15 protein-coding genes and 1 pseudogene are annotated in these 16,875 nt (G+C 70.5%); 10 read left to right on the forward strand and 6 right to left on the reverse strand.

The window, feature by feature from the left end; genetic code table 11:
- Entirely contained in the window at positions 1–2,721 is a 2,721-nt protein-coding gene (locus IEY17_RS12785; RefSeq protein ID WP_188987594.1) for a sensor domain-containing protein, read from the reverse strand.
- A gap of 357 nt (positions 2,722–3,078) precedes the next feature.
- Between IEY17_RS12785 and IEY17_RS12790 the strand changes: the two genes are divergently transcribed.
- Positions 3,079–4,239, forward strand: a complete 1,161-nt coding sequence (locus IEY17_RS12790; RefSeq protein ID WP_188987595.1) for a beta-ketoacyl synthase N-terminal-like domain-containing protein — start codon at positions 3,079–3,081, stop codon at positions 4,237–4,239.
- A 196-nt stretch (positions 4,240–4,435) separates the two neighbouring features.
- On the opposite strand, the gene IEY17_RS12795 is transcribed toward IEY17_RS12790, so the two are convergent.
- Positions 4,436–5,440, reverse strand: a complete 1,005-nt coding sequence (locus IEY17_RS12795; protein WP_188987596.1) for a LacI family DNA-binding transcriptional regulator — start codon at positions 5,438–5,440, stop codon at positions 4,436–4,438.
- Positions 5,441–5,570: 130 nt separating this feature from the next.
- Between IEY17_RS12795 and IEY17_RS12800 the strand changes: the two genes are divergently transcribed.
- From IEY17_RS12800 to IEY17_RS12820, 5 genes are read left to right on the forward strand one after another with little or no spacing between them, the layout of a single operon-like run.
- A complete protein-coding gene (locus IEY17_RS12800; RefSeq protein ID WP_188987597.1) occupies positions 5,571–6,572 on the forward strand; it encodes a Gfo/Idh/MocA family protein in 1,002 nt (333 codons plus the stop codon).
- Positions 6,569–7,444 carry a sugar phosphate isomerase/epimerase family protein gene (locus IEY17_RS12805; RefSeq protein WP_188987598.1) on the forward strand — a complete coding sequence of 292 codons (876 nt, stop codon included), beginning with the start codon at positions 6,569–6,571 and terminating at the stop codon, positions 7,442–7,444. Before IEY17_RS12800 ends, IEY17_RS12805 begins: the two co-directional genes overlap by 4 nt.
- Positions 7,445–7,461: 17 nt before the next feature.
- Positions 7,462–8,466 (forward strand): sugar ABC transporter substrate-binding protein, encoded by a 1,005-nt coding sequence (locus tag IEY17_RS12810; protein ID WP_188987599.1) that lies wholly within the window; start codon positions 7,462–7,464, stop codon positions 8,464–8,466.
- A gap of 8 nt (positions 8,467–8,474) precedes the next feature.
- Positions 8,475–9,521: an ABC transporter permease gene (locus IEY17_RS12815; protein ID WP_188987600.1), complete on the forward strand. Its 1,047-nt coding sequence runs from the start codon at positions 8,475–8,477 to the stop codon at positions 9,519–9,521.
- A 5-nt stretch (positions 9,522–9,526) separates the two neighbouring features.
- Positions 9,527–10,312: an ATP-binding cassette domain-containing protein gene (locus IEY17_RS12820; protein WP_229680095.1), complete on the forward strand. Its 786-nt coding sequence runs from the start codon at positions 9,527–9,529 to the stop codon at positions 10,310–10,312.
- Between the two features lie 66 nt (positions 10,313–10,378).
- Here the strand turns inward: IEY17_RS12820 and IEY17_RS12825 are convergent, their stop codons facing one another.
- On the reverse strand, positions 10,379–10,987 hold the full coding sequence (locus IEY17_RS12825; RefSeq protein WP_229680096.1) for a class F sortase: 609 nt from the start codon (positions 10,985–10,987) through the stop codon (positions 10,379–10,381).
- Positions 10,988–11,072: 85 nt separating this feature from the next.
- Positions 11,073–11,264 (reverse strand): LPXTG cell wall anchor domain-containing protein, encoded by a 192-nt coding sequence (locus tag IEY17_RS12830; RefSeq protein WP_188987601.1) that lies wholly within the window; start codon positions 11,262–11,264, stop codon positions 11,073–11,075.
- A gap of 294 nt (positions 11,265–11,558) precedes the next feature.
- On the opposite strand from IEY17_RS12830, the gene IEY17_RS12835 reads away from it, so the two are divergent.
- Positions 11,559–11,699 (forward strand): hypothetical protein, encoded by a 141-nt coding sequence (locus IEY17_RS12835; RefSeq protein WP_188987602.1) that lies wholly within the window; start codon positions 11,559–11,561, stop codon positions 11,697–11,699.
- A gap of 1,070 nt (positions 11,700–12,769) precedes the next feature.
- Positions 12,770–13,201, forward strand: coding sequence for a protein-tyrosine phosphatase family protein (locus IEY17_RS12840; RefSeq protein WP_229680097.1), 432 nt, complete (start codon positions 12,770–12,772; stop codon positions 13,199–13,201).
- A 59-nt stretch (positions 13,202–13,260) separates the two neighbouring features.
- Here the strand turns inward: IEY17_RS12840 and IEY17_RS25960 are convergent, their stop codons facing one another.
- The gene (locus tag IEY17_RS25960; protein ID WP_308423985.1) at positions 13,261–13,539 is read right to left on the reverse strand and encodes a DUF397 domain-containing protein; all 279 of its coding nucleotides are present in this window, start codon (positions 13,537–13,539) and stop codon (positions 13,261–13,263) included.
- A gap of 932 nt (positions 13,540–14,471) precedes the next feature.
- Here IEY17_RS25960 and IEY17_RS26080 point away from each other — a divergent pair.
- Positions 14,472–14,576 (forward strand): annotated as a pseudogene (locus IEY17_RS26080) (CRISPR-associated endonuclease Cas1); the annotation flags it as partial.
- Positions 14,577–14,597: 21 nt separating this feature from the next.
- Complete coding sequence (locus tag IEY17_RS25820; protein WP_373289878.1) at positions 14,598–15,152, forward strand: transposase; 555 nt, start codon at positions 14,598–14,600, stop codon at positions 15,150–15,152.
- Positions 15,153–15,502: 350 nt separating this feature from the next.
- Here IEY17_RS25820 and IEY17_RS12855 read toward each other — a convergent pair whose 3' ends face one another.
- Positions 15,503–16,693 (reverse strand): helix-turn-helix domain-containing protein, encoded by a 1,191-nt coding sequence (locus tag IEY17_RS12855; protein WP_188987605.1) that lies wholly within the window; start codon positions 16,691–16,693, stop codon positions 15,503–15,505.
- Positions 16,694–16,875: the final 182 nt, after the last annotated feature.

A 16,875-nucleotide genomic window follows, 5' to 3' on the forward strand; every position in this document is an offset into this window, starting at 1 on the left:
TCACCGCCCGGTGGGCATCCCGTCGGCGACGGGCCCGCCCAGGTGGTAGCCCTGGCCCTGATCGCAGCCCAGGTCGCGGAGCGCGGCCAGCTGCTCCTCGGTCTCGATGCCCTCGGCGGCGACGGTCAGCCCCAGCGCGTGGGCCATGGTGATGATGCTGCCCACGATGATCCGGAGTTCGTCGGAGTCGGCGAGGTCGGTGACGAACGACCGGTCGATCTTGAGGATGTCCAGCGGCAGCCGCCGCAGCTGCGCCAGCGACGAGTGGCCGGTCCCGAAGTCGTCGATGGCCAGGCAGACGCCCAGCTCGCGCAGCGAGTGCAGGACGCGCGCGGCGGCGGCCGGGTCCTGCATGATGGCGCTCTCGGTGATCTCCAGGCACAGCGCCCGCGCGGGCAGCCCGGACTCCGCCAGCGCGCCCTGCACGATGCCCTGCAGGTCGGGGTCCTCCAGCTGGCGCGGCGACAGATTGGCGTTGAGCTTGAGGTCCAGCCAGGGGCGTTCGGCGGCGATCCGCCGGGTTGCGGTGTGCAGCATGTGCGCGCCGATGGAGTTGATCAGGTCGCTCTCCTCGGCCAGCGGGATGAACTCGCCGGGGGAGACCACGCCATGCAGCGGATGCGTCCAGCGCAGCAGCCCCTCCACGGCCACCGCGCGGTCGGTGCGCAGGTCCACCACGGGCTGGTAGGCCACCCACAGCTGGTCCTGCCGCACCGCGTGCCGCAGGTCCTGTTCGAGGACCATGTGCCGCTGGACGCGTTCGCGCAGCTCGACGTCGAAGAACGCGTAGCGGCCGCCGCCGCGCGCCTTGGCCTGGTACATGGCCACGTCGGCGTCGCGCAGGAAGTCCTCACCGGACCGGGTGTCGCCGGGGCGGGTCACCAGTACCCCGATGCTGCCGGTGAGGTGCAGGTGCCTGCCGTGGAGCTGGATCGGGTGGGTGAGGGAGTCGAGGAGGTGGTCGCTGAGCGCGCCGAGCACGTCCTCGTCGCAGTTTCCCCAGGTGATGACGACGAACTCGTCGCCGCCGAGCCGCCCGACGACGGCTTCGCGGGGTGCCGCGCACACGAGCCGTTCCCCGACGATCCGCAGCACCTCGTCGCCGGTGCCGTGGCCGAGGGAGTCGTTGATGCGCTTGAAGTTGTCCAGGTCGATGAACAGCACCCCCAGCGGGGTGGTGCGCTGCGGGTCCCCGAGGTGTCGCAGGACGAGCGTGCGGTTGGCCAGGCCGGTCAACGGGTCGTGGGTGGCCTCGTAGGTGAGCCGCTCCTGGGCGGCCCGGCTCTCGGTGATGTCGGTGAACGAGGTGACCACCTTGTGCGGCGGCCGGTCCAGCGGGTTGAGTGCGCGGGCGGTGACCGCCAGCCACACGCTGCGGCCGTCGGCCCGGTGGAAGCGCACCACCCGGGGCCGTTCGGGGTGGCCGGTCCGCCGGGCCCGCACCGTGGGGAGATCTTCGGCGGGTAGTTTCGCGCCGGACTCGTCGAACAGCGACCAGCGCGCCGGCGCCGAGCCGACGAGTTCGGACGTCGACGCCCCGAGGATGCGGTGGGCGGCCGGATTCGCCGATTCGATGATGCCGTCCGGGCCCACCACGATGACGCCCTCGTCGAGAGTGGCGACGACGGTGGCGAAGTCCTGCTCGGCCTGGCGCCGCGCGGTCTCGTCGGCGCACACCAGCACGTAACCGGAGTCCATCTCGGCCACCGAGATGCGAATCACCCGGATCGCCCCGTCCCGGCGCCGGTGCAGGATCTCGCTGTCGCCGCGGGCCAGCAGCGCCCCCAGGGGCGCGCCCACCAGGTCCGCGACGGGCTCGCCCAGCGCCTGTTCCGCGGGCACCCCGTAGACCGCCTCGGCGGCGGGGTTCCAGCTGAGCACCACGCCGTCGCGGCTCGTGGCGATGATCGCGTTGCTGACGTGCTCGACCAGCGCCGCCTGGTAGCGCAGCGCGGCCTCAGCCTCGCGCTGGGCGGTGACGTCGCGGCCGATGACCTGCACCGCCGGTTTGCCCTCCCAGGTGATCTGCACGGCGACCAGCTCGACCGGGACCGGGGTGCCGTCGACGCGTTGCAGGTCGGCCTGCGCCCGCGGTGTGGTCGCCCCGGGTTCGGTCAGGGACCGGAGCCGCTCGCGCATGCCGGGGATCGAGTGCGGTGCCACGAAGTCGGCGACCGGGCGTCCGATGAGCTCCGCGCTGGACTCCGAGCCGAGCATGGCGCTCATCGCGGGGTTGGCGTAGCGGATGATCCCGTCCTGGTGGACGCAGATCGCCTCGGGGCTGAGTTCGACCAGCAGGCGGTACCGTCCGGCGAGGTCGGCCAGCGCCTGCCGGTCGCGGTGCAGATCCGTCACTTCGCGCACCAGCCCGATCAGGCGGCCGGTCGGCCGGTCGCCGGGCGGACGCGCCCGGAAGTGCAGCAGTCGCACCTCGCCGTCGGCGGTGACGACGGGTTGTTCGAGGTCGAGGCCGTGCCGGAGCGCACCGGTCCGCGCAGCGACCGTCCAGGGCTCGATGAGCTCGAGCAGCCGTGCGCGGACGGCCTCGTCGGTGGCGTCCGGCATGCCCAGGAGATGTTCCATGCCGGCGGACCAGCGGACCCCGTCATCGGCGGCATCGTACGTCCAGCGGATCTCGCCGTGCGAGGCCAGCGCGAGTTCGAGGAACTCGCGATCGTCGCCCGAGCTGACCGAGAGCCCGCTTCCAGGATCGATCCCCATGACCCGTCCCGTTGAGGAGTCCTCGCGCGCCAGCTCATCGCGAGGACCACTCCGCATGACCGTAGCGCTGCGTCACCGACCGACCTAGAAGTTCCCACATGCGTTGGTCGTCAACCTCCGCGTGACTGGACAGGCACCGGTGCTCGAAAGTGCCGACCTTCATCCTATTGGATGAAGGTCGGCACGATTACGAGCGCAGTGTGTAGCGATTCGTCCCTGTGTTCATCACTCTTGCGAGTGAAAGGTGGGCCGTTACCGCAGGTAGTTCGATCTTTGGGCGCACTCCGCCCGGTCGAGCGTCACCCGCTGCGGTGGCGGACCCGCGGCGGAATGATCACACTCCGAGGACGGTACGTCATGATCAACAAGCACTGCGGAATCAACGGCATCGGCGCGGTGTCCGGCTACGGCTGGGGCCGCGAGGCGCTCTGGAACGGACTGGCCGCCGGCGAGGTGGCCGCCCGCCCGACCGGGGGGCACGGACCCGACCGGGACCAGGAGGCGTGGGTCGCGAACGTCCCGGACGGCGGCGACGAACTGGACGGTCCCAGCCGCTTCGCCAGGGCCATGCGCGCCGCCGCTCGCGAGGCGATCCGCGACGCCGAGCGGCGTGGCTGGCAGCCCGGCCGTCGGGTCGGCCTGTTACACGCGGCGGTGCTTGGTGACCTGGAGTCCTGGCGTGACTTCTACACCGTGCGGGGCGCGGACGTCCCGGTGCGCGGCTACGTCTCCCTGATGCCCTCGACCCCGGTGTCGACGCTGATGCAGGAGTTCGGCTTCCACGGCCCGGCCATGAACGTGTCCGCGACCTGCGCATCCGGCAACGCGGGTCTGCTCACCGCGAAGGCGTGGCTGGACGCCGGGGTCGTCGACGACGTGGTGTTGGTGGCCACCGACCTGTCGTCGACTCCGGAAACGGTCCTGCACTTCGAGCGGCTCGGGGTCGCGGTCACCGACGTCGAGCCGCTGCAGGCGTGCCGCCCGTTCCAGGAGGGCAGCCGCGGCTTCATCATGGGCGAGGCGTCGGTGGGCATGGTGCTGTCCAAACGCGCGCCGAACCCGTACGCGCTGGTGCTCGGCGGCGCGATGTCGCACGACGCCCACCACGTCACCTCGGTGGACCCGGGCCGGGCGGAGCTGACGCGGTGCTTCGCCGAGGCGCTGGCCGACGCGGGTGTCGCGGCGTCGCAGGTGCGCTACCTCAACGCCCACGGGCCGGGGACCCAGCAGTGCGACCGCGCCGAGGCGGCGGTGTTCGACGAGCTGCTGCCCGCCGATGCCGCGCTGTACTCGGTGAAGCCGCTCGTCGGACACTGCATGGGTGCGGCCTCGGCGGTGGAGGTCGTCGCCGCGGTGCTCGGCTACGATCGCGGGCTCATCCCCGCGCCGAAACCGGTGGGCCCGGGCCACCCGCGGCTGCTGCCCGGCCCCACCGCGCCGACCGACGGGTTGACCCTGAAGTCGTCGCTCGGTCTCGGCGGCCACAACTCCGCGGTCGTGCTCGCACCCCCGCGCTGAGGAGCCATCCTCGAACTCGTACCGAGGATGGCTGGCGGAACCTCCGACGCCGCCCGGACCGCGCCGAGCTCGGTCGTGCCCGATCACGCGGCGTCGGGGCTCGCCGGTCGACGTCGGAGAACCCGCCCAGGCGCCATGCCGCGCGACGATCAACGGCAGGCTCTGACATCCCTCCACTGAGGATCGATCCGTCGTTTCAGCGCGCCTGTAAGGGGGTTCCGGTGGTGCTCCGCACGACCAGGCTGGGCTGCAGCAGGTGGCGCACCGGCTCGGCCCGTGGGTCCCGGGCCCGCCGCAGCAGCGCCTCGGCGGCCAGCCGCCCCATCTCCCGCCGCGGCTGGTCGATCGTGGTGAGGCCGACGTGCGCCAGGGCGGCCAGCGAGGTGTTGTCGTAGCCGATCACCGAGATGTCCTGCGGCACCCGCACCCCGGCCTCGTTCAGCGCGGAGATCGCGCCGACGGCGTTGTAGTCGTTGGCCGCCACGATGGCGGTGGGGATCGGATGACCGCGTTCCAGCAGCTTCCCGACCGCTTTCGCCCCGGCAACGTCGGTGTATTCGCTGGGCAGGACCAGGGGTTCCAGGCAGTGCCGGCGCATCGCGGCGAGGTAGCCGCGCTTGCGCAGCGCGGACTGGGAACCGCGACCGCCGTCGAAGTGCGCGATCCGGGTGTGGCCGAGCGCCACCAGGTGGTCGACGGCCAGCTGCGCCCCGGCGTTGCCGTCGTCGTTGACGGTGTCCACAGTTGACAGGTTCGAGGCGCGGGCGACGAGCGCGACCGGTGTCTTCGACGCCGCGGCGGCGATGTCGGCCGCGGCGACCACGGGACCGAGCAGCACCAGTCCCGCCGGCCGGAACGACAGCAGGCCGGCCACCGCCCGGCGTTCCCGCGCGGGGCTGCGGCCGCCGGTGTTGATGATGAGCTCGAAGCCCTCGCTGCGGGCAACCGTGTCCAGCCCGTCGACGATCTCCGCGAAGTACGGGTTGTGCAGGTCCGAGACCATCACGCCCAGCACGTTGGAGGTCCGCGAGGCCAGCGAGCGGGCCATGGCGTGCGGCGAGTACCCGAGCTCCTCGGCGGCCCGCAGCACCGCAGCCCGCCGCTGCGGGCTGACCTTGGGCGAGTTGCGCATGACCAGGGAGACCAGCGCGCGGGACACCCCGGCGCGGGCTGCGACGTCCTCCATGGTCGGCCGTGCCACGTGTGCTCCTCCTTGATCGTCGGCAGTGGGGGATTGACACCGTTGTGCCTGAGCTTACAGCATGAGAGCGCTCCAACCGTTGGAGCGCTCTAACTCCGTCGGTCGAGACGAAAACGAGGCAAGCGACGACATGAGGATCGGAGTAGCCGGGGTGGGGCGGATCGGCGCCATGCACGCCGCCAACCTGGCCGAGCTGGCAGACGTCGAGCAGGTCCTGCTGTTCGACCCGGCACCGGGCCGGGCCGCGCAGCTGGCCGCCGCGTCCGGTGGCCGGGCCGCGGCGGTGGACACCGTCGAGGACCTGCTCGCCGCGGACGGCGTGCTGGTGGCCACGCCCACCGCCACCCACCCCGACATGGTGCGCCGCGCGGTCGCCGCCGGCACGCCCGTGCTGTGCGAGAAGCCGCTCGCGCCGGACCTGGCCGCGATGGCACGGCTGGTCGAGGAGCTGGAGCGGACCGACGTGCCGGTCCTGGTCGGGTTCCAGCGCCGGTTCGACCCGGCCACGACCGAACTGCACCGCCGGCTGCGCTCGGGCGAGGCAGGTGCGGTGTACCTGGTGCGTGCGGTGTGCAACGACCACCTGCCGCCGCCAAGCGAGTTCGTCGCCACCTCCGGCGGGCTGTTCCGGGACTGCCTCATCCACGACCTGGACGCCGTGCCGTGGCTGGTCGGCGAACCGGTGACCGAGGTCTATGCCTCCGGCTCCGTGCTCGTCGACCCGGCCTTCGCCGACGCCGGCGACGTGGACAACGCGGTGGTCACCCTCCGGTTCGCCGGTGGCGCGCACGCGCTGCTGTCCGCGGGGCGCCACGACCCGGTCGGCTACGACTGCCGACTGGAGGTCTTCGCCAGCCGGGACACCCTCACCGTCGGGCTCGACGAGCGCACTCCGCTGCACTCGCTCGACCCCACCGGACCCCGATTCGAACGGCCCTGGTCGTCGTTCACCGAGCGGTACCACGGGGCCTACGTCAACGAGCTGCGGGCGTTCATGGACGTCATCGCCGGTCGCACACAGAACCCGTCGCCACCGCGGGAGAGCCTGCTCAGCCTGCGCCTGGCGGAGGCGTGCGAGGAGTCCGCGCGCACCGGGCGGCCGGTGCGGATCGAGCAGGAGGTGCGGGCATGACGTCGCAGTTCCGCATCGCCGCCGCACCGATCTCCTGGGGCGTCAGCGAGGTCCCCGGGTGGGGCCGCCAGCTGGACGCCGAGGTGGTGCTCGCCGAGATGGCCGAGCTCGGCGTGCGCGCCACCGAGCTGGGCCCGCCCGGCTACCTCTCCGACGCCCCGCAGGACCTGCTCGCCCGGCACGGCCTCACGCTGGTCGGCGGGTTCCTCGCGGTCCCGCTGCACGACGCGGGGGCCGCGGAGCGCAGCGTCGAGATGGCCGCCGCCTCGGCCGAGCAGTTCGCCCGCTGCGGCGCGGACGTGCTGGTGCTCGCCGCGGCCACCGGGCTGGCGGGCTACGACGAGCGGCCCGAGCTCGACGACCGGCAGTGGCGGACGCTGATCGGCACCGCCGGGCGCATCGCCGAGGTCGCGGCCGGGCACGGCGTGCGGACCGTGCTGCACCCGCACGTCGGCACGCACGTGGAGACCGAGGCCGAGGTGGAGCGGTTCCTCGCCGACTCGCCGCTGCCGCTGTGCCTGGACACCGGCCACCTGCTGGTCGGCGGCACCGACCCGGTCGCGCTGGCGCAGCGGCACCCGGAGCGGGTCGGCCACCTGCACCTCAAGGACGTCCGCGCCGATCTCGCCGAGCAGGTCCGCACCGGCGCCGTGCCGTTCGCCGCGGCGGTGGCGCAGGGCCTGTTCGTGCCGCTCGGCGACGGCGACGTGGACATCAGCTCGATGGTGGCCGCCGTGCACGAGGCCGGCTACCGCGGCTGGTACGTGCTCGAACAGGACACCGCGCTGGGGCCGGACTCCGCACCGGACGTGCCCCGGCGCGACACCGCGCGCAGCCTGGCATACCTGGACCAGGTGCTCTCCCGCTGGTAAGGGAAACGAGGAAGACAATGGCGTCTCATCCCAGATCCGCCGCCTGGCGGGTCCTGCTGGTCGTCCTGGCCGGTGCGCTGGCGCTGGCCGGCTGCACCGGTCCGAAGGCAAGCGGCCCGGCCCCGGGAGCCGGGCCGCACCAGGACACCGCGCGGACCGGGCCCATCCGGATCGCCGTGATCAGCCACAGCACCCCGGGCGACGCGTTCTGGAACGTGGTGCAGAACGGCGCCGAGCAGGCCGGTCGGGACCTCGGCATCGAGGTCTCGTACCAGGCCGACCCGGACCCCGGCAACCAGGCCAAGCTGGTCGACAACGCGATCGCCCAGGGCGCTGACGGCGTGGTCGTCTCGCTGGGCAGCCCGGACGCGCTGCGCGCCTCGGTCGGCAACGCCGTGCGCGCGGGCATCCCGGTCATCACCATCAACGCCGGTGAGGAGCGCAGCGCCGAGTTCGGCGCGCTGACCCACGTCGGCCAGAGCGAGGCGGTGGCCGGACAGGCCGCGGGGTCGCGGTTCGCCGCCGCCGGTAAGCGGAAGTTGCTGTGCGTCATCCACCAGGCGGGCGTGGAGACGCTGAACCAGCGCTGCGACGGTGCCCGCCAGGGGTTCGCCGGCGGCCAGGTGGTGAACCTGCAGGTCGACATCAACAACCCGACCGACGTGCAGTCCCGGATCAGGGGCGCGCTGCAGTCCGACCCCGCGGTCGACGCGGTGCTCACGCTCAACCCGCAGGTCGCCGGCAACGCGGTGAACGCGGTGCGCGAGTCGGGTTCCCGGGCGGCGGTGGCGACGTTCGACCTCAACAGCGACGTCGTGAGCGCCATCAAGGCGGGCGAGCTGCTGTTCGCGGTCGACCAGCAGCAGTACGAGCAGGGCTACCTGCCGGTGGTCTTCCTCAAGCTGTACCTGGAGAACGCCAACACCGTCGGCGGCGGACGGCCGGTGCTCACCGGCCCCGGATTCGTCGACAGGTCCAATGTGGATGCGGTCGGCGAGTACGCGGCTCGCGGGACGCGCTAGGAGGAACCATGAGCGACACCACCACCTTGAGCGTGCCCGACGAGCGGTTGGCCCGCACCGGACTGCTGGACCGGCTGGTTTCCCGGCCGGAGCTGGGCGCGCTGCTCGGCGCGATCGGCGTCTTCGCGTTCTTCTCGGTGATCACCGAGCAGTTCCTGTCGCCGCTGGGCGTCGCGACGTGGCTGGACGACTCGGCCACGCTGGGCATCATGGCCGTCGGCGTGGCGCTGCTGATGATCGGCGGCGAGTTCGACCTGTCGGCCGGGGTGATGACCGCGTCGACGGCGCTGGTGACCGCGATGGTCTCCGCGCAGCTCGGCCTCAACGTGTGGCTGGGGCTGTTGCTGTCGCTGCTGTTCGCGCTGGCGGTCGGGGCCTTCAACGGGTTCCTGGTGATGCGCACCGGGTTGCCGAGCTTCATCGTCACCCTGGGCACGTTCTTCGCCCTGCAGGGACTGAACCTGGGAGTGACGCGGCTGGTCACCGGTACCGTGCAGGTGACCGGCATCCGCTCGGCGCCGGGCTACGAGTCCGCCGGATTCGTCTTTGCCTCCACTGTGGACATCGGCGGTACGGCGTTCCAGATCTCCATCGTCTGGTGGATCGGCACCGCCGCCGTCGCCTCGGTGCTGCTGCTGCGCACCCGGTTCGGTAACTGGATCTTCGCGGTCGGCGGGGCGGTGGGCAGCGCCCGCGCGGTCGGCGTCCCGGTGCTGCGCACGAAGGTGCTGCTGTTCATGACCACCGCGCTGTGCGCGTGGCTGGTCGGGTCGATCAACATCCTGCGGTTCACCACGGTGCAGGCCAACCAGGGTGTGGGGCTGGAGTTCCAGTTCATCATCGCGGCGGTGATCGGCGGCTGCCTGCTCACCGGCGGGTTCGGGTCGGCGATCGGCGCGGCGGTGGGCGCCCTGATCTTCGGCATGGTCCGGCAGGGCATCGTGTTCGCCCGCTGGGACAACGACTGGTTCTTCCTGTTCCTCGGCGTGCTGCTGCTCGGCGCCGTCCTGGTCAACAACACGTTCCGCCGTCGGGCGGAACGGCTGCGGAGGTGACTGGAGTGACTGCGACACCCCTGCTGGAAGCGCGCGGGATCGGCAAGAGTTACGGCAGCGTGCTGGCGCTGCGCGACGTGTCCACGGTGGTCAACGCCGGGCAGGTGACCTGCGTGCTCGGTGACAACGGGGCGGGCAAGTCCACACTGATCAAGATCCTGGCCGGTGCGCATCAGCACGACGCCGGTGAACTGCTGTACCAGGGGCGGCCGATCCGGTTCGCCTCCCCGCGGGAGGCGCTGGACCACGGCATCGCCACGGTGTTCCAGGACCTGGCGGTGGTCCCGCTGATGAGCGTGTGGCGGAACTTCTTCCTCGGCTCGGAACCGTGCCGGGGGATCGGGCCGATCCGGTTCATCGACCGCAGGCGCGCCCGCGAGACGACCCGGACCGCGCTGGCCGAGATGGGCATCGAGCTGCGCGACGTCGAGCAACCGGTGGGCACCCTCTCCGGCGGTGAACGGCAGTGCGTGGCGATCGCCCGGGCGGTGCACTTCGGGGCGAAGGTGCTGATCCTGGACGAGCCGACCGCGGCGCTGGGCGTGAAGCAGGCGGGTGTGGTGCTGAAGTACGTGGCGCAGGCGCGCGATCGCGGCCTGGGCGTCGTGCTGATCACCCACAACCCGCACCACGCCTACCCGGTGGGCGACCGCTTCCTGCTGCTCAAGCGCGGCCGCAGCCTCGGCTGTTACGAGAAGGCGGACATCTCGCTGGAGGAGCTCACCCGGCAGATGGCCGGTGGCGCCGAGCTGGAGGCGCTGGCGCACGAGCTCCGCGGCGGCGCGACGTGATCTCCCGCGTGGGACCGGTCCTCGTCGCGAGGGCCGGTCCCGGTCCGCACCGCGGGGGGTTCGCGGTCACGGGTACGCGACCTGGAGGAGGTGGCCGTAGACGACCACGTTGTCGGTGTAGCTGCCGCGGGTCCTGTCGAACGCGCCGCCGCAGGTGATCAACCGGATCTCGGGACGGGGGACGTCGCCGTAGACGGCGTCGGTCGGGAAGCGGTCCTTGGGGACCACGGTGACCCGGTCGACGACGTAGGTGACCCGGATGCGGTCCTGCCGTTCGACGTAAACCCGGTCTCCGGGCCGGAGGTCCCGCAGCCGGTAGAACACGCCGGCCTCCGTGTGGGAGTCGACGTGCCCGGTCACGACGAACGGGCCCACCTCACCGGCGCCCGGGCCGAGCCGGAACCACCCGGCCTGCTCGGGCCGCTCGATCGGCGGCACCTCCGCCGAACCGTCGGGATTCAACCCGAGCGGCATGAGGCTGGAGGTCACCCGGATGGTCGGGATGGCGATGCCGAGCGGGCGGGCGGCCTCCCCGCCGGGCAGAACCACCGGTTCGGCGGGAGTGGCTGCCGGGTGGACCGGGCTGGCCGCGACCGGTTCGGCCGGTCCGAGGTCGGGTGGGCACGTCATGATCAGCAGCAGGGTGAACCATACTGCGAGCGCTGCGGCTTTCACGGTGCACCTCCGATTCGCGGACCGGCAGACCGGGACTGGTGACGCCAACTCCCGGGGGAGTGCACGCCACCAGTCCCGGACCGGCTCAACCGCGCTGCTCGGCGCGTCGGCGGCGGTGCAGGTAGGCACCACCGGCGGCCAGTGCGGCGGCGGCCGCCGCACCACCTGCGGCCCACATCGGGCCGGAGGTGTCGCCGGTCGATTCCTGAGCGGTGGCGCCACCACCGGCCTGGACACCGCCCACGGGCGGCTGCGGCACCTGCGGCATCGGCCTCATGGGTGTCGGCTGCATCGGCGTCGGTGGCACGGTCACCGGAGGCTGCTGCGTCGGCGGCTGTTGCACCGGAGGCTGCTGCGCCGGAGGCTGTTGGGCCGGGGGCGCGGCCGGCGGCGCGGCCGGCGGCGGAGCCACCACCGGAGGCGGTGCCACGGCCGGCGGCTTGAACGGCGGCTTCTCCGGCTTGAACGGCGGTTTCGGGCAGTGTTCCGGCTTGCACGGAGGCGGCTTCGGGCAGTCCTCCGGCTTGCACGGCGGTGGCTTCGGGCAATCGTCCGGTTTGCACTCGTCACCGTGGCCAATGCCGTCACCGTGGCCGATGCCGTCGTCGTGGTCGTCGCCATCGTCGTGGTCATTGGTCTCGGTGGTGACGAGTGTGAGTGGTGGCAGCGCCGGCTGCGCGGCAGCGGCTGCCACGGGCGTCAGACCGAATGACGCCCCCAACACGAAGGCGGCTATCCCGCCGAGGCGGACAAGACTTGAGGACACCCCAACCTCCCTATTGATCGCGGGCGCGTCGATCCTTCAAATTCGAGATCGTCCGTTTTCGATCTCGTCTTATCTGGTAAAGCGCCTGTCCGCTACCGTAAGCACGGATTTCCGGATCGGCAGCCGCAGAAATGCGTGATCATACTATCGAGGCAGCCCCTGATCAGTCCACTAGGGATAGTGGGTTACTGATCGTGAGCCAAGCACCGACTGTAGTCCGGTGTTCATGCCCCTTTAGTGTTTGGTCTCCCTCTATAGGGGAAGTTCGGCGGGAGATAGTCACTCTGCGAGGTGGAAGGGTGATCGTCTGCGAAGTTCGGTCGTTCCTATTCGACCAGTTCCCCTCCGGAAATGGGATCAGTGCTATTCGGAGCGACCTGCGGTGTCGGTCCACCGGACTCCACAGTGGGTAGATCTTCGCAGGTAGAAGTACCTAACAGTTGATCTGGGTGCGCGGGTCGGACCGCTTTGCGTGTCACCCTTGCGACTTGTTCTGGTGGCCGGGATCACGGCGGACTGCTGATCTGTTGTCGGGGTGGGGTTCCGGATGGTTGCGCGGATATCGGGCGGGTGTCGCATTTCGCATTCAACGATCACTTCCCGATCATTCGCGGGCGCCGTAGATCGGTTTTCTCGGCACCGCGCTCGACCGGATCTCCGCCCTGATCAAATCGGTATCTCGTGGATGGGGTGAAATGATGGGTGGACGATCTCTCAGGGCCGAGTCCCATGCCGAACGGCAACGACTGGGTGGTCCTGGAGCCCGCACGTAGCGCTTTCCTCCGATCCTGACCCGCAGGGGTGCGCCGAGCCCCCAACCGAAGTCCTATATGGACGGTCTCTCGGCTTCGCGAGTGCCTGCGGCGCGATGCGCCATCGTCGAAGGGCACCCTTACCCGTGGTGGCCGAAGGTGCCCTGCACCCGGTCCAGCGCGTGGGATCGGGTGGGGTCCGGGGCGCGTCGCCGAATCCCAGCACACCACACTTTCCGGTGAGAACTGGCTATGCTCGCTGGTGTGAGCGGTACCTGGGCGCCCGCAGGGGTGGGTGTGCTGAAACTCCCGTCGGGTCGGCTGGTGCGTGGCAGGGGGCTTCGGCACCCGCTGCCGGACGGGCCGCGGCCGGCGTTCGCGGTGTATCTGCTCGGGAAGGAACCACCCGCGGTGCCCTGGGAGGCGCGCTGGTTGCGCTGGCCGGACTTCTGGCTGCCGTCCGACCGCTCGGCCGCTCGGGAAGTGCTGCGTGAGGCTTGGGAGCGCGCCGAGAGTGAGCGCGTCGAGATCGCCTGTGGAGGTGGGCGCGGCCGTACCGGTACGGCGCTGGCCTGCCTGGCGGTCCTGGACGGTGTCCCGAACAGTCAGGCGGTCGACTACGTCCGCGCGAACTATTCCAAGCACGCCGTCGAGACGCCCTGGCAGCGTCGGTTCGTCGCTCGTTTCCCGAACTGAAACCGGCGGCGAGAGCGCCAACGGCCGCGACCCGGTTCCGGCCGAAGATCGGCACAGCATCAGCGCTCGAAGCGACCGGTCCTGATTCCGCGAAGGAAGGTGGACCACTGGGCGCCGGTCACGGTGAGGTGACCGGCCGCCCGGTTCTTGCTGTCGCGGACACCGATCGCTTCCGGCGTCACAGCGACCTCGACGCATTGGCCTGCGACCGCCGGGCCGGGAGGGTTCCCAAGTTCAGGCAAAACGGGATAGGGCGTAGAGAGGCTCTCAATGCATCGAACCCGGACATGCGTCGAAAAGTCGCCTCCCTGCAAACATTCAACAAAACATTCAATCACGCTGTGTGATCAACGCGGCGGGGCGGTGTGGTGACGTTGTGTCGTGGCTGCGTCGGTTCGCTGCTGCTGGGGCCTGGCTGCGTGGTTGCGGCTGGGCGTCGTGGGTGCGGTGGTGCGTGGGTGGCTGGCGTCTTGGTGGTGGGTCCTGCCCGAAGGTGCCACCGCCACCGCCGCCGTCGTCTACGGCCGCACCAGCTCGGACCCCTGCGTGATCGCCGCCGACGGTCGCAATGTCCAACTCCGCGTGGAACGCGGCCATCTGTCCATTCTGGACGGGATAGGGCAGCACCGCCGCACCCGCACCCTGTCGAAGATCGAACGCGAGGTTCGCCGGATCATCGTCTTCTGCGACACGGGCGGATACCGGTCCTGGGAGGCGGCCCGCTGGTGTGCCGAGGTCGGGATCACCGTGGTGCAGGCCGACCGGTCCGGCCGAGAACTCACGTCGCGGCCGAGCCCGCGCCGGACACCGACGACGTCCGGCTGCGGAGGGCGCAAGCCTTCGCGGGCGAAGACGGCCCCCACGCCGCCGTCGGGTTGGAGATCGCGAAATACATCCTGGCCCGCAAGCTCGACGGCAAGCGGCCATTGCCACGGAGTACCTGAACAACCCGGACGCCGCCGAGACGATCCGCGCCCACGCCGCCGACATCGCCACCGCCCCCACGATCAGCGCCGCACGGGTGCGGGAAGGCGCGGCCGGGGCGACGTGTATTGGCACGCCTGGTCCGGACGCGTCATCGTCCCGTTCGAACCCCGCGAGGCGTTCACCGTCCCCGCACACCGGACCACTTTCGTCGCCCGGAAATCACCGATCGACACCGCCAAGACCAACGGGCATTACGCGGCCGATCCGATCAACGCGCTGTTGAACTACGCCTACCGGCTGGCCGAGATCGAATGCCGCCTGGCCTGCCTCGGGGGTCGGGCCCGATCCCGCGATGGGCTTCCACCATTCCGACAAACCCAACCGCGATTCCCTCGCTCTGGATCTGTTGGAAATGCTGCGCCCTGAGGTCGAGCGGTTCGTGCTGGACCTGCTGTGCACGAACGGACCCATGCGGTACCTGTCCCCGAAGCTTTTCGTGGAGGAACCCGACGGGCATTGCCGACTGGTCGCGCCGATCACCCACGTGATCGCTGAACAGTGCTTGCACTGGGCGCACAGCATCGCACCTCACGCCGTGCACATCGCCCGCATGCTCGCCACCCACGCCAAAGGCGAGATCCGGCCCACCACACCCCGCAAGCACATCCGCCCCCGCAAATACAAGCGCACCAGAGCGCTGGGGCTGTCCGGGACGGTCACGGTCGAGCGGATCATTCCTGATCACTTGTGGGCTGACGTCGCGCCACTGCTGCCCCCGGCCCCGCAGCGGCGCAGCGTCGGACGCCCCCAAGCTGACAACCGCGCTGTACTCGCCGGAATCGTCTGCGCCGGACACCTCGGCTGCTCCTACACCAAGATTCCGCCCACCCTCGGAGTCAGTGCAAGAACCTGCCGCACCCGCCTGGACACCTGGCAGCACACCGGCACCTGGCCCGCCATCCAACGCGTCCTGGACGACAGCGACCACCTCCGCCAACTCCGCACCGAAACCACCCGCACCTGATCGGCACCCGGTGAAGGTGGCCAAACTGACCACCCCCACCCGCACCGGTCGGCACGGTCGCACCGGACACCCCCTGACGCCCCGTTCCTGGGGGGTATCCGGCGCGACCCACTGCAACGCTGTGATCAGGCACAACAGGAACCGCGGGACGCCGCCGGCAACACCTACCCCCTCCCGGTACTGCCAGAACGGGCCGCCCGGCCGCCCGGAACCGGAACCGTTCGCGGCCACGGTAAGCTGCGCTTCCTGGGGGAAGGCGCAACGAACGCCCCGAACCCGTCTCCCTCGGTTCCGGGCGTTCGTTGTTGAGGTGGTCTGAGTGGCGTGCACTGTCACGCCTGATGGTGGCTCTACTGACACAGTGCCCGGTAGGTTTCCCGCAGTTCCCCCGCCACGCTCAGGCCGCGGGCTTCGACAGCCCGTACGACCTCATCGGCCCTCCAGTAGTTCGAGGGCGCAACTCGACCGGATTCCAGAGCCTTTCGCGTAACCTCGGCGGCTTCATCGAGACGATCGCTGCCCAGCAGAGACAACCCCAGATCGAGATGCGCCGAGGCGACCCGCCGGGGCCATCGTTGATGGTCATTTTCCGCGCGGTCAAGTCGATCAATAACCGCGCGAGCGTACGCCTCGGCAGCAGGGTCGGCGATCCAGGCCAACGTGGTGGCGGTGTACGCAACAGCCTTGGTGGGATCGTACACATAGTGGCGTTCTGGTCGATCCGGCTGGGGTAGACGCTCGGCCATGCGGTGGACCTCGCCCAGAGCGCGGCGGGTTTCCTGCGCATTGCCCAACCGAGCCCACGCACGGCCCTCCTGGGCGGTCGCCTGAATCATCACGGACGATCCAGTGGGCGCGTGGTGTCGGGCAGCCTGTGACAGGGCGACCGCTTGCTGGTATTCACCCTTGGTCAGCACGCGCCACGCGGCGGTCTCGTAGCACCATGCGGTGATCTCGGCATGGCCGGTGTCGCCGGCGAGGCTCGCGGCGGTCCGCAGGTAGGCCGTCGCTGCCGGTTGCTGATCGAGGTCGATGTACACGGTGGCCGCCAGCAGGGACAGCCACGCGCCGACGTTGAGCAGTCGCGTGTGTTCGGACAGCGTCACGCGGGCATCGAGCAGGTTGGTCACGTGGCCGATGTGAGTGCGCAGACGGGAGGCGAGTTCGCCCGGTGGGGTTACCGGGTAGGCGGTGGCAAGGTCATCAACGATGGCCTCCAGATGCGCCAGCGTGGTGCTTCCGACGTTGCTGGACGCAGCACGGCGGGCGAGTTCGAGAGCGGCCAGTTCGGTATCACCCCCGGTGGCGGCCGGTGCCCGGTACTGCGCGGGGGCGTGCTGGTTCTGAGCTGCGCGGGCGAGCTGCCCGCCCGCACCAACAATTTCATCGAGGCGTTCAGCGGTGGCTGGGTCAACGGCCTGGAGACCGGATTCATACCGCGAAATCGTGGCCTGGCTGATCGGCACGAGGCGGGCTAGCGTCCCCTGGCCCAGCCCCGCAGCGCGCCGATAGCGGCGCAGCTCAGCGCCTTCGGTGCTCATGTTGTGTGGTCCTCTGCCCCTGGGTTGGTTGGTGTCTGCCCCAGGTGCCCCCGGTGATCAGCCGGGGGCGTGACCCAGGGCAGAGCCAGCATCGAGCGTATCGACGCCATCACCATTGGTGAACCACTGATCGACCCTCATACCTCATGCGTATGCCAATGCGTATGGCGTAACCCCTACAC

Source organism: Saccharopolyspora thermophila (assembly GCF_014646075.1).
GTDB classification, from domain to species: domain Bacteria; phylum Actinomycetota; class Actinomycetes; order Mycobacteriales; family Pseudonocardiaceae; genus Saccharopolyspora; species Saccharopolyspora thermophila.